The 21,629-nt window shown below is 68.7% G+C and carries 19 protein-coding genes; 10 read left to right on the top strand and 9 right to left on the bottom strand.

Going from position 1 to position 21,629, the window contains the following annotated elements:
* Window positions 1-18 precede the first annotated feature (18 nt).
* Together QO011_RS39185 and QO011_RS39180 are read right to left on the bottom strand one after the other, a co-directional pair.
* On the bottom strand, window positions 19-3,141 hold the full coding sequence (locus QO011_RS39185) for an efflux RND transporter permease subunit (protein ID WP_307285105.1): 3,123 nt from the start codon (window positions 3,139-3,141) through the stop codon (window positions 19-21).
* An 11-nt stretch (window positions 3,142-3,152) separates the two neighbouring features.
* Entirely contained in the window at window positions 3,153-4,259 is a 1,107-nt protein-coding gene (locus QO011_RS39180) for an efflux RND transporter periplasmic adaptor subunit (protein WP_307285103.1), read from the bottom strand.
* A gap of 168 nt (window positions 4,260-4,427) precedes the next feature.
* On the opposite strand from QO011_RS39180, the gene QO011_RS39175 reads away from it, so the two are divergent.
* Entirely contained in the window at window positions 4,428-5,081 is a 654-nt protein-coding gene (locus QO011_RS39175) for a TetR/AcrR family transcriptional regulator (protein ID WP_307285100.1), read from the top strand.
* Window positions 5,082-5,090: 9 nt separating this feature from the next.
* Here QO011_RS39175 and QO011_RS39170 read toward each other — a convergent pair whose 3' ends face one another.
* The 4 genes from QO011_RS39170 to QO011_RS39155 form a co-directional block, all read right to left on the bottom strand.
* Window positions 5,091-5,723 (bottom strand): hypothetical protein, encoded by a 633-nt coding sequence (locus QO011_RS39170; RefSeq protein WP_307285098.1) that lies wholly within the window; start codon window positions 5,721-5,723, stop codon window positions 5,091-5,093.
* Window positions 5,723-6,022 (bottom strand): hypothetical protein, encoded by a 300-nt coding sequence (locus QO011_RS39165; protein ID WP_307285096.1) that lies wholly within the window; start codon window positions 6,020-6,022, stop codon window positions 5,723-5,725. The genes QO011_RS39170 and QO011_RS39165 overlap by 1 nt, the downstream gene beginning before the upstream one ends.
* Before the next feature lie 120 nt (window positions 6,023-6,142).
* Window positions 6,143-6,859 carry a GDSL-type esterase/lipase family protein gene (locus tag QO011_RS39160; protein ID WP_307285094.1) on the bottom strand — a complete coding sequence of 239 codons (717 nt, stop codon included), beginning with the start codon at window positions 6,857-6,859 and terminating at the stop codon, window positions 6,143-6,145.
* A gap of 89 nt (window positions 6,860-6,948) precedes the next feature.
* Window positions 6,949-8,397, bottom strand: a complete 1,449-nt coding sequence (locus tag QO011_RS39155; protein ID WP_307285093.1) for an MFS transporter — start codon at window positions 8,395-8,397, stop codon at window positions 6,949-6,951.
* 199 nt (window positions 8,398-8,596) lie between these two features.
* Between QO011_RS39155 and QO011_RS39150 the strand changes: the two genes are divergently transcribed.
* Both QO011_RS39150 and QO011_RS39145 read left to right on the top strand, forming a co-directional pair.
* Window positions 8,597-10,885, top strand: a complete 2,289-nt coding sequence (locus tag QO011_RS39150) for a fused MFS/spermidine synthase (RefSeq protein WP_307285091.1) — start codon at window positions 8,597-8,599, stop codon at window positions 10,883-10,885.
* A 106-nt stretch (window positions 10,886-10,991) separates the two neighbouring features.
* Complete coding sequence (locus QO011_RS39145; protein WP_307285088.1) at window positions 10,992-12,026, top strand: sterol desaturase family protein; 1,035 nt, start codon at window positions 10,992-10,994, stop codon at window positions 12,024-12,026.
* Between the two features lie 76 nt (window positions 12,027-12,102).
* Here the strand turns inward: QO011_RS39145 and QO011_RS39140 are convergent, their stop codons facing one another.
* Both QO011_RS39140 and QO011_RS39135 read right to left on the bottom strand, forming a co-directional pair.
* Complete coding sequence (locus QO011_RS39140) at window positions 12,103-12,576, bottom strand: hypothetical protein (protein WP_307285085.1); 474 nt, start codon at window positions 12,574-12,576, stop codon at window positions 12,103-12,105.
* Window positions 12,577-13,729: 1,153 nt separating this feature from the next.
* Complete coding sequence (locus tag QO011_RS39135; RefSeq protein WP_307285083.1) at window positions 13,730-13,918, bottom strand: hypothetical protein; 189 nt, start codon at window positions 13,916-13,918, stop codon at window positions 13,730-13,732.
* Between the two features lie 444 nt (window positions 13,919-14,362).
* Between QO011_RS39135 and QO011_RS39130 the strand changes: the two genes are divergently transcribed.
* From QO011_RS39130 to QO011_RS39100, 7 genes are all read left to right on the top strand, one after another.
* Window positions 14,363-14,527, top strand: coding sequence for a hypothetical protein (locus tag QO011_RS39130; RefSeq protein WP_307285081.1), 165 nt, complete (start codon window positions 14,363-14,365; stop codon window positions 14,525-14,527).
* Between the two features lie 348 nt (window positions 14,528-14,875).
* The gene (locus QO011_RS39125; protein WP_307285078.1) at window positions 14,876-15,805 is read left to right on the top strand and encodes a sugar phosphate isomerase/epimerase family protein; all 930 of its coding nucleotides are present in this window, start codon (window positions 14,876-14,878) and stop codon (window positions 15,803-15,805) included.
* Window positions 15,806-15,846: 41 nt separating this feature from the next.
* Window positions 15,847-16,851 carry a rhizopine catabolism ABC transporter substrate-binding protein gene (locus QO011_RS39120; RefSeq protein WP_307285075.1) on the top strand — a complete coding sequence of 335 codons (1,005 nt, stop codon included), beginning with the start codon at window positions 15,847-15,849 and terminating at the stop codon, window positions 16,849-16,851.
* A 66-nt stretch (window positions 16,852-16,917) separates the two neighbouring features.
* The gene (locus QO011_RS39115) at window positions 16,918-18,051 is read left to right on the top strand and encodes an ABC transporter permease (protein ID WP_307285074.1); all 1,134 of its coding nucleotides are present in this window, start codon (window positions 16,918-16,920) and stop codon (window positions 18,049-18,051) included.
* Between the two features lie 10 nt (window positions 18,052-18,061).
* Window positions 18,062-18,862 carry an ATP-binding cassette domain-containing protein gene (locus QO011_RS39110; protein WP_307285073.1) on the top strand — a complete coding sequence of 267 codons (801 nt, stop codon included), beginning with the start codon at window positions 18,062-18,064 and terminating at the stop codon, window positions 18,860-18,862.
* A gap of 219 nt (window positions 18,863-19,081) precedes the next feature.
* A complete protein-coding gene (locus QO011_RS39105) occupies window positions 19,082-20,182 on the top strand; it encodes a Gfo/Idh/MocA family protein (protein WP_307285071.1) in 1,101 nt (366 codons plus the stop codon).
* 144 nt (window positions 20,183-20,326) lie between these two features.
* Window positions 20,327-20,851 carry a hypothetical protein gene (locus tag QO011_RS39100; protein WP_307285068.1) on the top strand — a complete coding sequence of 175 codons (525 nt, stop codon included), beginning with the start codon at window positions 20,327-20,329 and terminating at the stop codon, window positions 20,849-20,851.
* Window positions 20,852-21,028: 177 nt separating this feature from the next.
* On the opposite strand, the gene QO011_RS39095 is transcribed toward QO011_RS39100, so the two are convergent.
* Window positions 21,029-21,349 (bottom strand): DUF1330 domain-containing protein, encoded by a 321-nt coding sequence (locus QO011_RS39095; RefSeq protein WP_307285065.1) that lies wholly within the window; start codon window positions 21,347-21,349, stop codon window positions 21,029-21,031.
* Window positions 21,350-21,629: the final 280 nt, after the last annotated feature.

The following is a 21,629-nucleotide window of genomic DNA, read 5'->3' as shown; positions in this document are numbered from 1 at the left end:
GGCGGCGGACCGCTCCGGCTATTCCGCGGCGATCGCCAGCGGCGCCTCCGGCGTCCGCTCGGCCGCCGGAGGCGCCGTCTCCCGCAGGCGCGACACGCGGAACCAGAAGGCATAGAGCGCCGGCAGGAAGAACAGGGTGAGCAGCGTGGCGCAGAACAGGCCGCCCATGATCACCATGGCCATCGGCCCCCAGAACACCGATTCCGACAGCGGGATCATCGCCAGGATGGCGGCGAGCGCGGTCAGCACCACGGGCCGGGCCCGGCGCACCGTGGCGTCGACGATGGCGCTGCGCCGGTCGTGGCCGGCGGCGACGTCGGACTCGATCTGGTCGACCAGGATCACGGTGTTGCGCATGATCATGCCGGCGAGCGCGATCAGGCCGAGCAGCGCCACGAAGCCGAAGGGCGCGCCGAAGAGGTTGAGCGCCAGCGAGGCGCCGATGATGCCGAGCGGCGCCGTGGTCAGCACCAGGGCGAGGCGCGCGAAGCTCTGCAGCTGCAGCATCAGGAGCATCAGCGTCGCCGCGATCATGATCGGGAACATGGCGAAGAGGGAGACGTTGCCCTTCTCGCTCTCCTCGATGGCGCCGCCGGTCTCGATGCGGTAGCCCGGCGGCAGGGCCCGCCGGATGGCTTCCAGCTTCGGCAGGATGGCGTTGGTGACGTCGGGCGCCTGCACCCCGTCGCGGATGTCGGCCCGCACCGGGATCATCAGCTCGCGGTTGCGCCGCCACAGGATCGGCTCCTCGTGCGCGGCCTCGATGCGCGCGACCTGCGCCAGCGGCACCGGCACGCCGTTGCGGCTGGTCACGGTGAGGTCGCCGATGCGGGCCGGGTCCAGCCGCTCCTCCGGCACGGCGCGGGCGACGATGCCGACGAGGTCGTTGCCCTCGCGCATCTCCGTCACCGTGTAGCCGGAGAGCAGCGTCGCCATGGCCTGCGACACGTCGAGCGGCGTCAGGCCGAGGGCGCGGGCCTTGTCCTGGTCGACCACCAGGCGGATCGCCGGCGCCATCTCGTTCCACTGCAAATGCGGATCGCGGATGTCCGGATTTTGGCGCATGACGTCGCGCACCGCGTCGGCGATGCGCCTGAGCTCGGCCGGGTCCTTGCCGACGACGCGGAACTGCACGGGGAAGCCGACCGGCGGGCCGAAATTGAAGCGGTCAACCCGGGCGCGGGCCTCGGAGATGGCGCCGCCGGCGAGCGCCGTCTCCAGCCGCGCCTTGATGCGCTCGCGCGCCTCGGTGTCCTTGGAGAGGATGACGATCTCGGCGAAGGCCGGGTTGGGCAGCTGCGGGTTGAGGCCGAGCCAGAAGCGCGGGCTGCCATTGCCGATATAGGCGGTGGCGTCGATGATGTCGGGATCGCCCTTGAGCAGGGCTTCCGCGTCCTGCACCGCCTTGGTCGTGGCGGTGATCGAGGAGCCCTCGGGCAGGCGCAGCTGGAAGAACAGCTCCGGCCGTTCCGACAGCGGGAAGAACTGCTGGCTGACACGCCCGAAGCCGACGATCGCCAGGGCGAAGACCAGCACGGTGGCAAGGATGACGCGGAGGCGCCGGCGCACGCACCAGTCGATGGCGGCGCGCAGGGTGCGGTAGATGCGCGTGTCGTAGATCGCCTCCGGATCGGCATGGGCGGCGCGGCCCTTGGCGAAATCCGGCAGCAGCCTGACGCCGAGATAGGGCGTGAACACCACGGCCACCATCCAGGAGGCGATCAGCGCGATCGCCACCACCCAGAAGATGCCGCCGGCATATTCGGCCACGGCCGAGGCGGCGAAGCCCACCGGCACGAAGCCGGCGGCGGTGACCAGCGTGCCTGTCAGCATCGGGAAGGCGGTGGAATCCCAGGCGGCCGCGGCGGCGCGCGCCCGGCTCCAGCCCTGCTCCATGCGCACCACCATCATCTCGATGGCGATGATGGCGTCGTCCACCAGCAGGCCGAGGGCGATGATCAGGGCGCCGAGGGTGATGCGGTTGAGGTCGATGCCGAGCGTCTCCATCACCATGAAGACGATGGCCAGCACCAGCGGCACGGAAAGCGCCACCACGATGCCGGTGCGCCAGCCCAGGGACAGGAACGAGACGATCAGCACGATGACCAGCGCCTCGGCGAAGCTGCGGATGAACTCGCCGACGGAATGGGCGACCACCGCCGGCTGGTCGGCGATCTGGTCGATGGTGATGCCTTCCGGCAGGTCGGCGCGGATCCCGGCCATGGCCGCGTCCACGTCGCGGCCGAGGTCGAGGATGTTGGCGCCCTTGGCCATGGAGATGCCGAGCCCGATGGCGGGCTTGCCGTTCTGGCGGATCAGGCTGGTCGGCGGGTCCTCGAAGCCGCGCCGCACGGTGGCGATGTCGCCGAGGCGGAAGACGCGCCCGCCGGCCTCGACCGGGATCGCCTCGATCGCCGCGACCCCGTCGAGCGCGCCGGAGACGCGCAGCGGGATCGAGGTCGCCCCGGTCTCCACCGCCCCGGCGGGAGCCACCGCGTTCTGGCGCGACAGGCTGTCGAAGATCGCCTGCGGCGTCACCCCCAAGGTCGCCAGCCGGACATGGCTGAACTCGACGAAGATCATCTTGTCCTGCACCCCGAACAGGTCGACCTTGTTGACGTTCGGGACGGCGAGCAGCTTTTGGCGGATATCCTCGCCGAGGTCCTTCAGCCGGCCGAGGTCGAGCCCGTCGGCGCTGATCATGTAGAGGATGGAATAGACGTCGCCGAACTCGTCGTTGACGGCGGGGCCGATCACGCCGGCCGGCAGGGTGCCGCGGATGTCGTCGAGCTTCTTGCGCAGCTGGTAGAACAGCTCCGGCACCTGGCGCGGCGGCGTCGTGTCCTTGAGCGTGACGGTCGCCGCCATGAAGCCGGAGCGGGTATAGGTGTCGACCCGGTCGAAGAAGGGCAGCTCCTGCAGCTTCTTCTCCACCCGGTCGGCGACCTGGTCCTGCATCTCGGCCGCGGTGGCGCCCGGCCAGGTCGCGCTGACGATGGCGACCTTGATGGTGAAGTTGGGGTCCTCCGCCCGGCCGAGCCTGAGATAGGAGAGCGCGCCGCCGACGGCGAAGGCCAGGATGAGGAACAGCACCAGCGCCGGGTGGGCGACGGCCCAGCGCGACAGGTTGAAGCGATGCATGACCCGCCTCCTCAGCCGTTGGCCGCGATGCGCACGCGCTGGCCGGCGTCGAGCTTGTGGACGCCGAGCACCACCACCCTGTCGCCGGCGGCGATGCCGGAGCGGATCGCCACGTCCTCGGCGCCGTAGGCGGCGACGGCGACCGGCTGGGCGGTCAGCGAGCCGTCGACGCCGACCACCCAGACCATCGGGCCACGGCCGTCGTCATAGACGGCGCTGAGCGGCAGGCGGGCGAGGGGCGGGCCGGCGGGGCGGCTCAGCGTCACCGTGGCGGTCATGCCGAGCGCCACCGCCGCATCGGCGTCCTCGATGGTGAAGCGCGCCGCGAAGGTGCGGGTGCCGGGGTCGGCCGCCGGGCTGAGCTCGCGCAGATGCGCCCGGTAGCTGCGGCCCGGCGCCGACCAGAGCTCGATGCGGGCCTCGGCCTCGCGCACCGTGCCGACATAGGTCTCGGGCAGGTCGACCACCGCCTCGGTCTCGCCGAGATGGGCGAGGCGGATCGCCGCCTGGCCGGCCGCCACCACCTGGCCCGGCTCGACCGAAGTGGCCGTCACCACGCCGTCGGCATCGGCCCGCAGCGTCACGTAGGAGAGCTGGTTGCGGGCGAGATCCAGGCTGCGCTCGGCGCGGGTGACGCGGCCGATGGCCTCGTCCGCCGCCGCCTTCTGGCGGTCGGAGGCGGCATTGGTCGCCCAGCCGTGCTTCTCCAGCGCGGCGATGCGGGCGAGATCGGCCTGCGCCTGGGCGAGGGAGGAGCGCGCCGCGGCGAGCTCGGCCCCGGCCGCCTCGGCCTGCAGCCTGAGATCGGTGTCGTCGAGCGCAGCCACGGCCTCGCCGGCCCGCACCCGGTCGCCGACGCTGACCAGGCGCGTCACCACCTTGCCGGCGACACGGAAGGCCAGGTCGGCCTCGACCCGCGCCCGCACCGTGCCGGCGAAGCTGCGCGTCTCCGGCCGGGCTTCAAAGGCGACGATCTGGACGCGCACCGCCCGCGGCTGCGGCGCCTGCGCGCTCGCCTCTTCGCCGGACGGCAGGCAACCCCCGAGCAGCAGCGGCAGGACGAGGACGGCGCCGCGCAGGGCGGAGGCGGCTGGGAACGGCGATCGGCTGGCGGCCATGACGTGTCTCCCGGTGGTCTGGCCGGCGCACAATCGAATGTTTAATGATGATTGTCAATATTCGTCAGTGCATATATATCATGCGTCACGGCAGGGCGCCGGGCGAGGCGCGGGCGCGTAAATCTGCTAGAGTCGCGCAAAGGGCATGAATCGCGGGCCATGGAGACGATGGAGCAAGACAGGATCGATGCGGGGCCGGCCGGCCTGCGGCCCGGGGCGGACACGCCCGCGGCTCTGGAGACGCGCCGGCGCATCGTCGAGACCGCCGAGCGGCTGTTCCGGCAGTTCGGCTACCAGAAGACCACGGTCGCCGACATCGCAGCGGAGCTGTCGATGTCGCCGGCCAATGTCTACCGTTTCTTCGCTTCCAAGAGCAGCATCACGGAGGCGGTCGCGCGGCTCCTCACCGGCGAGATCGAGGAGGTCGCCCACGCCGCCGCCACGCAGCCGGGCCTCTCCGCCCGCGAGCGGCTTCTCGGCGTGATCCGGGCGACCTATCGCGCCACGGTGCAGCGCTACATCAAGGACCAGCGCATGCACGCCATGGTCCATGCCGCCATCGACGAGAACTGGGAGGTGGTCAAGGCCCACAAGGCGGTGATCCTCGGCATCCTCACCGAGCTGATCCGCGAGGGCATCGCCGCCGGCGAGTTCAGGGTCGAGGGCGACCCGGCGGTGGCGGCGCGCTGCGTGCAGATGGCCAACATCGCCACCTGCCATCCGCTGATCATCGAGCACTGCCTGCGCGCCAACGAGGACCTGGAGGAGATGATCGACCCCATGGTCGCCTTCTGCTGCCGGGGGCTGGGGGCGCAGGGGTGAGGGCGGTCGCTACGCCTTCGGCAGCCGGCCGGCGATGACGCCGGCGCGGGCCCAGCGCGCCGCGAGGCCCCAGCCGCTCAGGCCGCCGGGCGCGTCGTCGCTGCTGACCGCCAGGTCGAGCGGCGCGTTCACGCCCTCGTAGTCGTCGTAGAGATAGACCTCGTCCGTGGTCTGCGCCGGAACGCCCCGCTTGTAGTGGTCCGCGAAGGCGGCGGCGATGCGCGGGGCGAGCCATTCGCCGTCGGCATCGCTCGCCGCCTTGAGGATGATGGCGCCGACGAAGGCGACGACCGCGTCGGAGACCGGGCCTGATATCAGGGCGTTCTGGTCCTTGGCGGTGTCGACCGGGCCGAAGATCGGCCAGGCCGAGAGCTCCTGCTTGAACAGGATGAGGATGCAGGTCGCCGCCGCGGCGACCGTCGCGGGCAGGAGGATCCAGACCTCCTTCAGGAGCAGCGCGGTCCGCGGCCGCCGCCAGAAGCAGCTCTCGCCGAGCTTGTCGCAGCCATGGCCGATGCCGCCGATGATCACGACCAGGAGGATGGCCCATCCCGGATGCTGCGCCAGGCAGAGATAGGCCAGGAAGGCGCCGCCGAGGCCGGCATAGAGCGCGACGATCGCCCCGTAGAGGACGCTGCCCATCAGCCCACCTTGACGCTATGGGGCGGATCGTGGGTGCAGCACCAGAACAGCCCCTCGTCCTTCAGGACGAGCCGGAGCGGCTTGAAGGGCTGGGCGCGGCGGCATTCGCCGAGGCCTGTCGCCGAGGCGGCCAGGGAGCGGCTGGCGAGCTCGAACAGCGCCTTGGAATCGCCGGCGATGGCGACGAGCTTGTCCGCTCCCGGTGCCAGCGCACGGTGCTGCTGCAGCTGGTCGATGAGGGCGTGGATGGTCTCCTCCGGCGCTGCCGCGGGCTTGGCCGACTTCTTCCTGGGCGCCATGGTGCCTGTGCTCCGGATGGTCGGAGATGACCGGAGGTTACGGAAGTTGTGCGCAGGCGCAAGGGAAAGGTCGCTCCGGGATCGTGCCCGTCGCGCGCGACCGCGCGGGCATCGTCGGGGTCATCGGGGCTCGAGCCCTCGTCCGGCCAGGAAGGCGGCGAGGCGCGCGTCCAGCTCGTCATAGCCGCGGGCGGTCAGGTGAAGGTTGAGGTCGGGCTGGAACAGCGGGCATGGCGTGTGGTGTCCGCACAGGAAGGCGTCGTGCGGATCGAAGAATGCGAATCCAGCCGACGCGGCGGCGGCCGCGAGCGCGGCGTTGACCGCGCGGATCCGCTCGTCCCCGCCCAGCATGTCGGTGCCGCGCGGCAGGATGGCGGTGACCAGGATCCGGGCCTGCGGAAACAGCGCCTGTGCCTTGGCGGCCACCGTCCGGATGCCCCAGGCGATGGCGCAGGCGGGGTAGCCGATGTCGTTCGTCCCGACCAGGAGCAGCACGATGCGGGGCGATTGCCGGCGCCAGTCCGGCGCCTGCAGCCGCCAGAGCACGTGCTCCGTCCCGTCCTGGCCGAAGCCGGCATCGAGCACCGGCATGCCGAGATCGCGGCTCAGGCGCTGCTCGCTCCAGCCTTCCATGATCGAATCGCCCAGGGCGATGGCGCCATAGGCCCTGGCCGCCAGCGCGTCGCGGATAGCAGCCTGCCGGTCCGGCCTCAGATCGGGGCGCGGCGCCGGCGTCATCGTTGCCGTGGGCGTGGACGGCTGCGGGCAGGTCTCGGCCCGGGCCGGCAACGCCGCCGCGAGCAGAATCAGCGCCATCGCGAGCGCGGTCCTGGCCATGTCGCCTCCATTCCCGCCCCAACGCCGACCGGCGGAGGGTGGTGGATCGACCATGAACGCGGGCTGAACCCGGCCGCCAACGCACCCGGCTATTCGTCCCGGCGCGGCCCGCGATGGCCGCTCATGGCGGCGCCGGCCCGGTGCGGCAGGGCGGCACTGACCGGGCAGGCCAAGAGCGAGATCGCGGTGACGGCGAGGAAGGCGACGGAGAAATCGGCCGGCATGACCTGCGCGTGGCCGAAGGCCAGCCGGGATGCGCTGAGGGCCAGCGCGCCGGTGCAGATGCCGCAGGAGAGCATCAGCTGCTGGAAGGTGCTGTAGAAGCTGTTGGCTGCGGCGGTCCGTGCCGGCGGGATGTCGTCGTAGCAGACGGCGTTGTAGGCGGCGAACTGGAGCGACATCGACAGGCCGCAGACCAGCAGCACGGCGGCGATGGCCCAGTGCGGCCAGCCCGGCCGGAACAGCGCGCAGCCGGCATAGAGCAGGCTGGAGACGAGGCTGTTCCAGATCAGCGTGGTGCGGAAGCCGAAGCGCCGCAGGATCGGCGCGGCCGCCGCCTTCATCAGCACGAAGCCGCAGGCGGTGGCGAAGGTGAGGAGCCCGCTCGTCGCCGCCGACAGGCCGAAGCCCGCCTGCATCATCAGGGGCAGCAGGAAAGGCTGGGCCCCCTGGGTGATGCGGGTGAGGGAGCCGGCGATCACCGAGATGCGGAAGGTCGGTATGCGCATCAGACTGAGGTCGAGGATCGGCGGGGCCGCGCCCGGCCGGCGGGCATGGACGACATAGGCCGCGCCGAAGGCCAGGCCGGCGCCGACGAGCAGGGCGGCCAGCGGCGCCTCGCCGGCGCTGGCGCGGCTCGCGGTCTCGAAGCCGAACAGCAGGCAGGCGAGGGCGGCGCCCGAAAGCAGGAAGCCGCGGCCGTCGAACGGCTCGTGCCGCTCCTCCCGGAGATCCGGGATGAAGGCCCGGGTCAGCGCCAGGCCGACACAGCCGATCGGAATGTTGACGTAGAAGATCCAGCGCCAGTCGAGCCAGGTGACGATGAGGCCGCCGACCGGCGGGCCGAGCACCGGGCCGATCAGGGCCGGCACCAGCAGCCAGCCCATGGCGGAGACCAGGTCGCGCTTGTCGACGCTGCGCAGCAGCACCAGGCGGCCGACCGGCACCATCATGGCGCCGCCGGCGCCCTGCAGCAGCCGGGCCGCCGCCAGCAGCGGCAGGGTCGGCGCCGCGGCGCCGAGGATCGAGCCCAGCATGAACACGCCGATGGCGGCGGAGAACACGCTGCGGGCGCCGAACCGGTCGGCGACCCAGCCGCTGGCCGGGATCAGCGCCGCCAGGCTGAGGAGATAGGCGGTCAGCGCGATGCTCATCTGCGCCGGCGAGACGGCGAAGGAACGCGCCATGGTCGGCAGGGCCGTCGCCAGCACGGTGGCGTCGAGCTGCTCCATGAACATGGCGCTGGCGATGATCAGCGCCGTGGTCCTGAAATGGCGCCGCGCCGTTCCGGGCGCCGCGCCTGCTGTCAATTCGGACATGGCAAGGCACTTGGCGAGAGAGCCCGCCAGGGTCCGGGCCCGCCGCTTCTTGCCGGTGCCGCCGCCGGCCGGGAAGGTCCAGATTTATGCTGGGATGAAAAGCACCAGCCTCCGGCCCCGCGGCGCAACCATGCCGTAAGGCGATCTTAAGGCGCCTGCCGGCACAGTGGCCCGCCCTTGCCTGGAGGCCGCCGGTTCCATGTCGCTCGACCTCTCCGTCGCCGATGCGCGCCGCGCCGCGACCGGGCCTTCCGGGCTTCGGGGCCTCCAGTCCCTCACGCTGCCGGTGTTCGCGGCCACCCTGTTCCTCTCCGCCTTCCTGCTGTTCTCGGTGCAGCCGATGTTCACGAAGATGGTGCTGCCGCGCCTCGGCGGCACGCCGGCGGTGTGGTCGGTGGCGATGGTGGTCTTCCAGGGCCTGCTGCTGCTCGGCTATCTCTACGCCCATCTCTCGGCCAGGTACCTCTCCGTCCGGGCCGGCGCCCTCGTGCATCTCGCCCTCATCGCCGGCACCTTCGCGCTGGCGCTGCCGATCGGCGTCAGCGACCGGCTCGGCCGTCCCGGCGCCGACCACGAGGCGGTCTGGCTGCTCGGCGTCTTCGCGCTCTCGGTTGGCCTGCCCTTCTTCGCCGTGGCCGGCAACGGCCCGCTGCTGCAGAGCTGGTTTTCGCGCTCGGGCCATCCGCAGGCGGCGGATCCCTATTTCCTCTACGGCGCCTCCAACCTCGGCAGTTTCGCCGCGCTGCTGGCCTATCCCACCGGCATCGAGCCGTTCCTCACGCTCGGCCGCCAGACCCTCGCCTGGGACGCCGGCTTCGCGCTCCTGGCCGGCGGCATCGCCCTCGGCGCGGCCTGCGTGGCCGGCCGGGGCGCGGCGGGCGCGGCCGCGGCGGAGCCAGCCGGACCGGCGGAGCGCATCGGCCTGCGTCGCCGCGCCGCCTGGGTGCTGTTGGCCCTGGTGCCCTCGGGCCTGCTGGTGGCGGTCACCGCCCATATCTCGACCGACATCGCCGCCGTGCCCTTCCTGTGGGTGGCGCCGCTCGCGCTCTACCTCCTGACCTTCGTGCTGGCCTTCCGCGACAGGCCGCCGATCCCGCACGCCCTGGCGATCCGGCTCTGGCCGGCCGCGGCGGCGCTGCTCTGCGCCGGCTTCTACTGGCTCGATGCCAGCCTCCTCGCCAGCCTGGCGCTGCATCTCGGCGCCTTCTTCGCCGCCGCCCTGATGTGCCACGGCGAGCTCTACCGCCTGCGGCCCGGGGCGCGGGACCTGACGGCGTTCTATCTCCTGATGTCGCTGGGCGGCGTGCTCGGCGGCCTGTTCACCGGCCTGGTCAGCCCGCTCGTCTTCAACGGCATCTACGAATATCCGATCCTGATCGTGCTGGCGCTCGCCTGCATGCCCGCCGCGGCGGCGCCGCGCCTGAGGCGCGCCGCGGCCGAGCTCGCCGGCTTCGCCCTCGCCGTCGCCGCCTTCTGGCTGGTCCGGCCCCTGCTGCCGGGGTCGGCGGTCTTCGTCGTCGGCGCCTGCCTCGTCGCCGCCGGCGCCGGCGCGATCTGGTTCGAGCGTCGGGTGCCCCTGCGCAGCGCCGGCGCCGCGGCCGCCCTCCTGGCGGTGCTCGCCATCGCCACCGACGGCGGCACCACCGAGCACGCCGTGCGCTCCTTCTTCGGCGTCAACCGGCTGGTGCTGAGCGAGGGCGGGCGCTATCGCGACATCGTCCACGGCAGCACCGTGCACGGCACCATGCGCCTGAAGCAGGCGGACGGCGAGCCCGCCGCGGGCCGCCCCGAGCCGCTGTCCTATTACAGCTTCGGCGGCGGCATCGACCAGGCCATGACGGCGCTGCGGGCGGCCCATGGCGGGCCTCTGGCGCAGGTGGCCGTCGCCGGCCTCGGCGCCGGCAGCCTGGCCTGCCAGGCGCAGCCCGGGGAGGCCTGGACCTTCTTCGAGATCGATCCCAGCGTCATCCGCATCGCCAGGGATCCCCGCTGGTTCCGCTTCCTCGACGCCTGCGCGCCGGCGGCCGGGATCGTCACCGGCGATGCCCGGCTGATGCTGGCCGAGGAGCCCGTCGCCTACGACGCCATCGTGCTCGACGCCTTTTCCTCCGATTCCATCCCGGTGCATCTGCTGACGGTGGAAGCCTTCGCGATGTATCTCGGCAAGCTCGCGCCCGGCGGCGCCATCATCCTCAACACCACCAACCGCTATCTCGACGTCACCGGGCAGGTCGCGGCCCTGGCCGAGCATTTCGGCCTCGCCGGCGTGGTGATGCCGCGCGCGGCCTCGGCGGCGCTGGTGCCCTCGCTCGCCGAGCGCAGCTTCCCGACCGAGGTGGTGATGCTGAGCCGCAGCCCGGCCGTGACGGACCGGCTGCTCGGCCGCCCCGGCTGGCAGCCGCTCGTCCCGGCTGATGTGACGGTGGGCGTGACGGCTTGGACCGACGACTTCTCCAACGTGCTCGGCGCCATGCTGCGCAAGCGCTGAGGGCCGCCCGCGGGCGTTGAAACCGGATCTTAGTCATTGCCGGCGCAGGCTCCCGCGCGGGCCGGGGGCGCCGCCGCCTGCGCCCGGCCGGCGAGGGAGTTCCGCCATGCTCGACACCCTGCGGGAACTGGTCAGCTTCCCGCTGATCCGCTTCCTCAACATCGCGGATCCCTTCAGCCTGCCCTCGCTGATGGGCGCTTTCCTGACCGCCGCGGCCGTCTTCGTCCTGGCCCGGCCGCGGCGGATGCTGCCGCGCCTGCGCGCCTTCGCTCGGGCGGCCTTTCCCGCGCGCATCTTCCGGCACCCGTCCTCGCTGATCGACTACAAGATGTTCTTCGTGACGAGCTTCCTGTTCTGGGCGGGCATCGTCGAATATTTCATCACCAGCGAGATGGTGAGCGGCGGCATCCGCCACGCGCTGACCGCCGCCTTCGGGCCCTCGCGCTTCGAGAGCGAGCCGTCCTGGCTGCTGACCGGGCTGGTGACGGTGGGCTATGTCCTGATCTTCGACCTCGGCTACTGGGTGGCGCACTGGATCCTGCACCGCATCCCGGCGATGTGGGAGTTCCACAAGGTGCATCATTCGGCCGAGGTGCTGACGCCCTTCACCGAATGGCGCCAGCACCCGGTGGAGGTGCTTCTGTTCCCGCTCGCCAACGCCCTGGCGATGGGCGGCTTCTACGGGCTCGCCGGCTATGCCCTCGGGCCGGCGGCGCAGGAGCTGACGCTGTTCCACCTCAACATCCTGCTGCTGCTGTTCATGATGACGATCCTGCACCTGCGCCACAGCCATCTGTGGATCCCGGCGCGCGGCTGGCTCGGCTACGTCATCCAGAGCCCGGCGCACCACCAGATCCACCACAGCACCGACACCCGGCATTTCGACAAGAATCTTGGGCTGTGCCTCTCGGTGTGGGACTGGGCCTTCGGCACGCTCTACATCCCGGACGAGCGCGAGCGTCTGGCCTTCGGCATCGGCGAGGAGGGGCACGAGCACCGCAGCCTCGTCGGCGCCTATTGGGGCCCGCTGGTCAAGGCGGCCCGGGCGTTGCTCGGCCCGCGCGGGGAAGCGCCCGAGGCCGAGGCGGCACCGATCCAGGCCCCGCATCCGGCGGCGGGGGCGCCGGCCGGGCCGGGGTGAGGCCCTTCGGCCAGCGTTGGGGTGAGGCCGGCTCGCGAGGGGCAGGCTCGGCCGGTGTGGATAGGCCGGCGGCCGTTCAGGCCTCGATCGGTGTGTCTATCATGGCCGAATAGTCGGGGCGCGATATGCCTATCGCCATGAGTCGGTCATCCTTGAGAAGGAAATGGAATGTCAACCTATATTTCTTCCCTAACGGCACAATTCCATCCTTTGGAAAGGAAAAATGATGAACAAAATATGTGTCGCACCCATGGTTGTCCGTATAATCGATATTCGGTTGCTGATCTCTAGAGAATTTTTGCCCGACATGGGCATCGAGGATTGAGTATCCGGCAGTTCCGGGTTCTGGTCCTTCCAATTCCTTTTGTATTGTCGCCAACAGGGTATCCTTCGACATGCCGATCTGAAAAACGCTCGAAGTGAGACATTTGGCTTCCTCGATGTCCCAGCCGCATTGCTCCAGTCTGATCAGCTTGTGGCGGAGACGCGTCTTCCCTCTGATTTTGTCATAGAAATTGAGGATATTAGAGTAATGTTTTCCGACGCTCATATCCGTAAAATCCACCTGCGGAAAACGTCTCCAGTGCTATATTTGTCGTACTAGGTAGTTAGCGCCATTATCTGTCATCGGTCGCAAGATTTCGCCAATAATGTATATTTGATTCTAGTTTGATTCTTTCTCAATTATGAATTTGGTGTATCTATTTATCTCTTGTGATGCAAATATGCATATTGAGCATAGCGTGACAAAAATTGTGAACTGCCGCAGAGAGGAAAGCGCCATGTACCAATATAGGTTGTTGTAATTGGTATTAAAGCTTCGCACCATCCTGGATGGAATGTACATGTCGACCATGAGGAAGAGCGAAGCGATTACAAAAATCCAACTGGTATCAATGGTGAGTTTTCCATATAATTCTTTGTGTTGAATGAATATAAGAAGCACTGTCGATGCGACAATTGCCGAAATGAGTGTAAATAGTCTTATGTATAGCGTGAGATTGCTGGAAGAAATCAAATTTTCTTCACCATAATTCCTTATGGAATTGCTATCAAACAATCTAAGCCTGAAATTTTCCAGTTTGTCATAAAATATAATTCTATGATTCATGTCATAGGCTATAATTGTGATTAAAAATATTATAGATACTACCAGAAGCGCGATCGCCGATCGTTTTGCAAGGGTGGACCTCTCACCCTTGCATATGTCAATCAGTATGCCGAATGAAATAAGCATAATCCAATAGTTCTTCGGAAAGAACAGGGCCTGACCCGCGGTCATAATGGTGACTGCAGCCTGCCTCAGGCAATTCCGCAGAAATTGAAACTTTTCGACATTCATGATGTCGTTGCAATATTTCTTCGACCGTCTCAATCGACATGCGAACATGCAGCCGCCGGAAACAACACGGCAGCGGCGTTTGACGCCAACTTCATGGTCCTGAGGCTCCCCCGAGCCCCGCATCCGTGCAATTGGAGTGCGTTGCAACCGAGATTAATCCGGCGGTCGCTGTGGGGCAAGCCGTGAATCGCGGTCGTGGCGTTCCCGTCCGTTCGGGGGCGCTGTACGGTTCCGGTCCGGCAAAGCCGTCGCTGGGCGACACGGCCGGCTATCCCCTGGATGGCGCCGCCGGCAAGGCCCTTCTCCGTCGCTGCCGCCGCGCCTCCCGACGCGACGGTGCCGGTCGTGCCGACGGGCGGCTTCAGCGGTGATGCTTGTGGCCGTGTCCCGCGGGCTTGGGCGCGACGGCGCCGGTCGTGTCGGCGTCGGCGGCCTGCTTGGGCGCATATCGCTGCACGGCGTAGAAGTCTTTCGGGTTGCCGTGGGTGGCGAAAGCTGGCGTGGAGGCAAGGCTGGCCGCGGCCAGCAGGATGATCAGTCGAAGGTTCATGGTAGCACCTGTTCAGATATAGGGCCGTTGTGCGGCCGGGTTGCTGGTGACGGACGTCGACGACAGGTGCGTGACGCGGAGTCCGCCAAGAACGAGACACTTTGCCACTTGCAGAATGCGTCGTTCGTTCACCTTCCAGGGGGCGCTGCAGCGGGTTGCGATGACTGCATGGCGGCCTTGCGGAAGTTGGGACGCGGGGAGGGAAGCCGGACCTCAGCCGCGCGTTCGAGGCCGAGGCTCGACAGGACCCGGCTCAGGCGGCGATGAACGCGAAGTCGTCCTGGCCTCGTGCCCTGAGGCGCCCGATCGCTGCGACCGGCAACGGCGCGGCCGGCCTGTGTAGCCGGCCTGTTGCGGCGGCCAACGCGCCTGATATGCTCCGCCATCCGCCGGCATTGCCTCGCCATGCGCGCAACTCGACGCCCGCCGCCCTTTGCCCGATCCGTGGCCCGGATCGGAGGCGGCGTCGTCGCGGCTGGCGATCGCCTGCTGCTTCGCGGCGAGGGCCGCGCGCCGAGCCGCACGGAGCTGCGCCATCTCGGCGCCACCGTGCTGCCGATCTGCCCCACCGATTGCGGCAGCGCCTCCTACATTTCCGCGCCGCCGTGACGGACCGTCCGACCGAGTGGGCGCTTCGGTGGCCCGAGCTCGGCTGCACCGCACGTCTGCATACGCGCGATTGCCTGTTTCCGGCAAACGGCAATACTTTTGCTTTCTTTCAGTACATTGGATAATCTTTCGAAGCTTTGAATTTGCTTGTTGCTTTTCTTGAACGAGATGTTATTGCTCGTCTGAAGCAACTGGAGTGACTTGAGCTCGCTGGAAAGGCCGTGGCGATGCGGACTTTCTGATTTGGAGCCTTCTCATCTCGCATTGCACGGGGTCGTCTCCATTCTTCGTGAACTTCTACTTGTCCCCTTCGACTTTCGTTTCCGGTGCGCCTCGATGAAGCTCGGCATGCTGACGGACAGCCTTCCCGACCTTGCGTTCGACGCCATGCTGACGGCAGCAGCAGAGCTTGGCCTCGACTGTCTCGAATTCGCCTGCGGCAACTGGTCGACATCGCCGCATCTCGATCTCGACCGCATGATCGAGGACGACGCGGCCCGGCGCGCCTTCGTCGCCCGCCTTGCCGATCACGGCCTGGCGATCTCGGCGCTGAACTGCTCGGGCAATCCGCTGCATCCCGGCGCCGAAGGGCGGCGGCAGCACGAGGTCACGCTAAAAACCTTCCGGCTGGCGAAGCTTCTCGGCGTCGACCGCATCGTCATGATGTCCGGCCTGCCCGGCGGACCGGGCGACGCCAATCCGAACTGGATCGTCACCGAATGGCCGCCGGAGTGCCGCACCATTCTCGACTATCAGTGGAATTCGGTGCTCATCCCCTATTGGCGCGACCTCGTCGTCACGGCTCGCGAGCACGGCATCCGCCAGATCTGCCTGGAGTTCCACGGCGGCCAGGCCGTCTACAGCCCCTCGACCCTGCGTCGCCTGCGCGAGGTCACCGGCCCGATCGTCGGGGCGAACTACGATCCCAGCCACCCCATCTGGATGGGCGCCGATCCGCTGATGGCCATCCGCGAGCTCGGCGCGGCGATCTATTACGTCCACGCCAAGGACACCCGCATCGAGCCGGTGCCGGCGGGGATCGACGGCGTGCTCGACACGCGCCCGGCCTCGGACGTCGCCCACCGCAGCTGGAACTATGTGACGCTCGGCTACGGTCACGGAGAGACCTGGTGGCGGCAGTTCTGCGCCGCCCTGCGCATGGCCGGCTATGACGACGTGCTCTCGATCGAACACGAGGACAGCCTGCTGCCGCCGTTGGAGGGCGTGCGCAAATCGGTGGCTCTGCTGCGCAGGGTCGCCTTCGCCGACGCGTGCTGAGCCATCATCCGCCCCGGCCTCCGCAGAAGAGGCCGTTCCGCATGACCCTGGCCGCCTTCGTCCCCCACGGCCAGAACCAGAAAGGGAACACCATGAAGCGTGCCTGCCTCGTCCTCCTCTGCACCGCGGCCGCGGTTCTGGCCGCCCTTGCCCACCCGGCATCGCCGGCGCTTGCCGACGATCGCGTGAAGATTGCGGTCGTGACCCATGGCCAGTCGTCCGACAGCTATTGGGGCGTCGTCAAGAAAGGCGTCGACGACGCCGCCAAGCTGATGGACGCGGACGTCTCCTACGACGCGCCGCAGACGACGGACATGGTGGCGATGTCGCGCATGATCGACGCCGCGGTGACGCAGAAGGTCCAGGGGCTGGTCGTCTCGATTCCCGACGCGACCGCGCTCGAGACCTCGGTCAAGGCCGCCGCCGACGCCGGAATTCCGGTCATCGTCATCGACAGCGGCGAGGACCAGGTCGAGAAGCTCGGCCTGAAGCTCTATGTCGGGACCACCAGCTATTTCGAGCAGGGCGTGCTCGCCGCGAAGAAGATGCAGGCGGCGGGCGTCAAGGAGGCCGTGTGCGCCAACCACGAGCCGGGCAACCTCGTCAACGAGTCGGCCTGCGACGGCTTCAAGAAGGGCATGGACGGCCACGCCGACCGCCTCGAGATCTCTCTCGACCCGACCGACACCGCGACGCGGATCAACGCCTATCTCTCCGCGCATCCCGATGTCACCGGCATCCTGGCGATCGGCGCGCCGCCGGCTGCCAACATCGTCGCGGCCCTGCGGCAGGGCGGCGTGATCGAGAAGTACAAGATCGGCCATTTCGACGTGTCCGGCGAAACGCTCGACGCGCTGACCAAGAAGGAGATCCTGTTCTCGTTCGACTCCCAGCAATACCTGATGGGCTACCTGCCGATCGTGATGCTGACGCTGAACGCCAAGTATGGCGTGCTGCCGACGAAGAACATCTACACCGGCCCGACCCCGATCACCGCGGCGGATGTCGAGAAAATCTCCGAGCTGGCCAAGAAGGGCATCCGGTAGCAGCATTCGGTCGCTGCGTGAGGTCGCGCAGCGACCGGCACAATCGACAAGGCGGGAACTGCTGGCATGACCGAAAACATCGTGCAGGCTTCGATCGTGCGGAAGGGTGCCGGCAGCGATGCCGGGCGCCTGCGGCGCGAGCCGCTGCTAGCCCGGATGATGAGCCGTCCGGAACTCGGCGCATTGTCCGGCGCGATCCTGATCTATGCGATCTTCTATGCGCTGGCCGGCTCCAGCGGCATGTTCACCATCAAGGGCCTGGTGGAAATCCTCCAGGTCTCCGCCGAGATCGGCATCCTGGCGACGGCCGCGGCGCTCCTGATGATCGCCGGCGAGTTCGACCTGTCGATGGGATCGATGATCGGCTTTGCCGGCGTGGTGATCGGTCTCGCCTCCTCGGTGTTCCACGTGCCGCTGCCGCTCGCCGTGCTGCTGTCCTTCGTCGTCTGCGCCGCCATCGGGGCGCTGAACGGCTGGCTGACCGTCAAGACCGGCCTGCCCTCCTTCATCGTCACGCTGGCCTCGATGCTGATCCTGCGCGGCGAAGCGATCTCCGAGACGCGCGCCATCAACGGCTACACCCAGATCTCCGGCATCACCACGAGCCAGCCCGACAGCTTCGTCATCTCGCTGTTCGGCGGGCGCGCCTTCCAGGGCCTGTTCTCGTGGATGGCGGAGCAGGGCTGGATCGCCGCCAACAAGGCGGGCGTGCCGATCATCGCCGGGCTGCCGGTCTCGATCCTGTGGTGGATCGGGCTGACGCTCCTCGCCACCTGGGTGCTGCTGCGCACCGGCTTCGGCAACTGGATCTTCGCGGTCGGCGGCGACGCGACATCGGCCCGCAACGTCGGCGTGCCCGTCAACCGCGTCAAGATCGTCCTGTTCATGCTCACGGCGCTCTCGGCGGCCCTGTTCGCCGCGGTGCAGATCATGCAGGTGGGCTCGGCCGACACGCTGCGCGGCACGCAGAAGGAGTTCGACGCCATCATCGCCGTGGTGATCGGCGGCACGCTGCTCACCGGAGGTTACGGCTCCGCCATCGGGGCGTTTCTCGGCGCGCTGATCTACGGCACGGTGCAGATGGGCATCATCTATACCCGCATCGACGCGGACCGCTTCAAGGTCTTCCTCGGGATCATGGTGCTGCTCGCGGTGCTGTTCAACAACTACATCCGCCGCCGCGCGACGCGGTCTCGCTGACGGAGCCGCCATGACGCCGATCATCGCGCTGCGCAACGTCTCGAAGACCTTCGGCACCGTGCTGGCGCTGAGGAACCTGAATTTCGACGTCGAGCCCGGGGAAGTGCATTGCCTGCTCGGCGACAACGGCGCCGGCAAGTCGACGCTGATCAAGATCCTCGCCGGCGTCCACGCCATCAGCAGGGGCGACTATCTGATCGACGGCGCGGCGACCCGGATCGCCTCGCCTCGCGACGCGCTCGATCGCGGCATCGCCACCGTCTACCAGGACCTGGCGATGGTGCCGCTGATGAGCATCACCCGCAACTTCTTCCTGGGCCGGGAGCTCAAGACCGGCTGGGGTCCGCTCCGGCGCTTCGACGTCGACCGGGCCGACGAGATCGTCGTCGGCGAGCTCGCCGGCATCGGCATCGACGTCCGCGATCCGAGCCAGAGCGTCGGCACCCTGTCGGGCGGCGAGCGCCAGTGCCTGGCGATCGCCCGCGCCGTCTATTTCGGCGCAAGAGTGCTGATCCTCGACGAGCCGACCTCGGCCCTCGGCGTGCACCAGGCCGCGGTCGTGCTGAAATACGTCGCCAGGGCGCGCCGCCGCGGGCTCGGCGTCATCTTCATCTCCCACAACATCCACCACGCCTTCTCCGTCGCCGACCGCTTCACGCTGCTGAATCGCGGCACCAGCAAGGGCACCTACCGCCGGGGCGAGATTTCCCGGGACGAGGTGCTGCACGTCATGGCGGGCGGCGAAGACCTGGCCGCGATCGAGAGCGAGGTGGCGGCCGAGCGCGCCGCCGACGACAGGCCCCGCCCATGACGCAGCCCGCCGCCGCCCGGACCAGGCTGTCGCCGCGACGGAGGCGTGAGGCCATGGCCTAGTTCGAACGGCGCGGCGTCCGAGCCCGCGCCATCCCCGGCACGCTGAAGCACGGCGATCGTGCCGTGAAGACCCCACCCCGCGCAACCCTCGGGCGCCGGCCGGGAGGCTGCGCCGATCGCGCCTCCCCCTCACCTCGACTTTCAGAAAGGACGTCACATGTCGGAGAAGATCAGGATCGGCGTGGTCGGAGCGGGCCTCATCGGGCAGGTCGAGCACCTTCCGAACCTCAAGCGGCTGTCGCAGGATTTCGAGCTCGTCTGCGTCGCCGATGCGTCCGCCGCGATGCGCGGCGAGCTCGAGCGGCGTGGCCTGCGGGCCGTGGCCTCGTACGAGGAGGTGCTGAGCGCCGGCATCGACGCCGTCCTGATCGCCGCGCCCGACCAATACCACGCCGAGATCACGCTGGCGGCGCTGGCCCATGGCAAGCACGTCTTCTGCGAAAAGCCGCTCTGCTTCTCCGTCGGCGAAGCCGAGGAGATTGCGGCGGCGCGCGACGCCGCCGGGCGGGTCGTCCAGGTCGGCTACATGAAGCGCTTCGATCCGAGCTACGAGATGCTGCTGTCGCTGCTGCCGCCCGACGCCGCGAAGCTGCGCATGATCAGCGTCGAGGTCCAGGACCCCGACTCCTGGCCGTTCAACCAGCACCAGGGCGATTTCGTCAAGACCGGCGACGTCTCACCGGCCCTGATCGCGGACGGCAATGCCAGGCGGGAGCGGCAGGTGCGCCGCGCCACCGGACAGACCCTCGCCGGCAGCGACATGTGGGGCTTCACCAATTCCTACTGCTCGAGCCTGATCCACGACATCAATGCCGTGCACGGCATGCTCGACGTGATGGGCATCGAAACCGGTGCCGTGGTGGGCGCGGCCTTCTTCGCCGGCGGCGACGGCGGCCACGGCAGCGTCCGCCTGCGGGGAACGCAGGCCCTGTGGCAGATGACGCATCTGTTCGTGCCCGGGATCGCCGACTACGTCGAGCGCATCACGCTGTATTTCGACGATGCCTCCTATGAGCTGACATTCCCCTCGCCCTATCTCAACCACTTCCCGACACGGCTCAGCGTCGCCCGCTCCGAGGGCATCGTCTGGCAGAAGACCGAGTATCGCGCGAGCTATGAGGAAGCGTTCGTCCGCGAGCTCGTCGGCTTCAGGGACAGCGTCCGGGACGGGTGCCCGGTGCGCAACACCGTCGAGGCGGCGCGGCGCGATCTCCAGCTGGTCGCGGATCTCGCCGCGGTGGCGCTGCGGTCGACATGAAGGCAGGCTGGGCGCGCATGACCTCCGCCGCCGAGGACACGGCCGCGACGCTCACGGTCGCGGTTGCGCGCGACACCCGGGCCAAGGCGGCTTGACCTCCTCGCCGACCGTCGCCACGGCGTGATCTCCATGATACACGACGCCATGAAGAGAACCGCCGCGATCCTGCTGCTGACCCTCGTGGGCTCGACGCAAGCCCATGCGCGCGACGGCTTCGAGCAGGTCCGTTGCGACGGCGACATCGCCAGGGCGCTCGCCGGTCGGCGCGGGTCCAACGAGCCCGTGGTGGCGATCGAGGCGCGGCACAAGGACCTCGCTTTGAAGGATCTCGGCGCCTCGGACTACGGCCGCTTCTCTTCGATCACCTGGTCGATCTGCGGCAGGGACTTCATGGTGCTGGAGGACAACCGCACCAACATCGTCAAGGACGTGCTCGAGATGCCGCCGCATTCCAAGGCCAGCCCGGTCTTCGAAGGCCGCTGCAAGCTCGGGGGCAAGCCCATGCCGGAGAGTGTGGTCGCCGTCCTGCGCGAGCAGGGCGGCCAGGACGACCTCCCGGCCGAGGCGGCGTGGCAGGTCGACGAGAAGGCTGTCAAGTTCGTCAAGATGCCCACGGAGGGCCTGCTCTGCCCGCGCGACGGCATCACCGAGCCCGGCGCGCAGCCCTGAGCCGCGATCGATCGCGGGAGCCGGGCAGGCGGCCTTCGGCGAGCCGAGCGACGGCGATCTCGTGCCGCCGCCGCAACTCTCGCGGCCGCAGGGCGTGAGACCGCAGCCGCATCCGCCTCGCGGAAGGCTGCGCGCAGGTCAGGCGGCGCTCGCGCCGATCGGTGGCGATCCGGCGTGCTACGCCAGCCCCTCGACGATGCGGATATCCCGCACGGCGCCGTCGCCCAGGGCCTGCAGCGCAGCCTGATAGGCGGCGCTGTCATGGGTGGCGATCGCGCTCGCGACGCTGTCGAACTCGATCAGGACGGTGCGCTGGTCCATCCCCGCCTCGTAGGTCTTCGCGGGTGTTCCTCGGGCCAGGGTGCGGCCGCCTCCGGCGCTGATCGCCGGGCCCGCAAGCTTGGCATAGGCCGCGAGCGCCTCGGGGTCCTCGATCGAGCGATAGGTTGCAACCCAATACGCCTTCGCCATGGCTTCAATCCTGCGCTTGCGGTTCATCCGCGGGCACTCTGCCACCGGATGCTCGGGTTCGGCAACGGGCCTCGCCAGCGGCGCCTCGCCTTCCCGTTCACCGCGCACGGCGCCCGAATGCGCCTGCTCCGGCTCGATCAGCGGCCCCGCCTGATCGGCCCTTGCAAGGGGCGGGCCCTCCGGGGGCGGGCGCAGGCGGTCACGAGGGAGGCGTCAAGGCGGGGGGCGGGAGCTCGAAGCAGGAGGGGCGCCCGGGTCTGCCGCAGCGGAGTGTCAGCGCCATCCGCCCGCCACCGTTTCCACCCCT

Source organism: Labrys wisconsinensis (assembly GCF_030814995.1).
GTDB lineage: Bacteria > Pseudomonadota > Alphaproteobacteria > Rhizobiales > Labraceae > Labrys > Labrys wisconsinensis.
This window is presented reverse-complemented; position numbering and strand designations above follow the sequence as displayed.